The organism is Alteraurantiacibacter aestuarii, assembly GCF_039523595.1.
Taxonomy (GTDB): domain Bacteria; phylum Pseudomonadota; class Alphaproteobacteria; order Sphingomonadales; family Sphingomonadaceae; genus Alteraurantiacibacter; species Alteraurantiacibacter aestuarii.
In genome coordinates this window covers 1-516 of sequence record NZ_BAAAFP010000004.1, presented here as the reverse complement: position 1 = coordinate 516, position 516 = coordinate 1, and the positions used below count along the sequence as shown (strand labels likewise).

The following is a 516-nucleotide window of genomic DNA, read 5'->3' as shown; positions in this document are numbered from 1 at the left end:
GGGCCGGAGGTTTCCCTCCGGCCCCTTTTTTGTGACCTTGCGGTCTTCGCTTAGCGACCCGAACCCGGACCGTAAGTGATTTCCACGCGGCGGTTCTGCAGTTCGCGAACACCGTCAGCGGTAGCAACACGCGGCATGCTTTCGCCGAATGCTTCGCTGGAGATGCGCGCTGCCGGAATGCCGCGGCCCGTCAGGTAAGCCTGGACGCTGGCGTTACGACGTTCGGACAGGCCGACGTTGTAGGTTGCCGAGCCGGAGCGGTCAGCGTGACCGGCCAGCATGATCGCAGCGGTGCCGCAGTTGCCATAGGCAGTGACAGCACTGTTGAGAACGGTAGCAGCCTCAGGCGTGATATCCGACTGATCCCAGTCGAAGAACACGATGTACGGGCCCTGGTTGCACTGCACGACCGGCGGCGGAGGCGGCGGAGGCGGAGGCGGCGGGGGCGGAGGAGGCGGCGGCGGCGGCGGCGGAGGAGGCGGAGGCGGCGGTGCCACCGGCTCGGAACCACCGAAG

1 protein-coding gene is annotated in these 516 nt (G+C 67.2%); it reads right to left on the bottom strand.

Annotation, left to right across the window (positions count from 1 at the left end; all coding sequences use genetic code 11):
• Positions 1-50: 50 nt before the first annotated feature.
• Positions 51-516 (bottom strand): OmpA family protein (locus ABDZ98_RS14960; protein WP_160589090.1); only part of this gene is annotated, 466 nt, incomplete at its 5' end.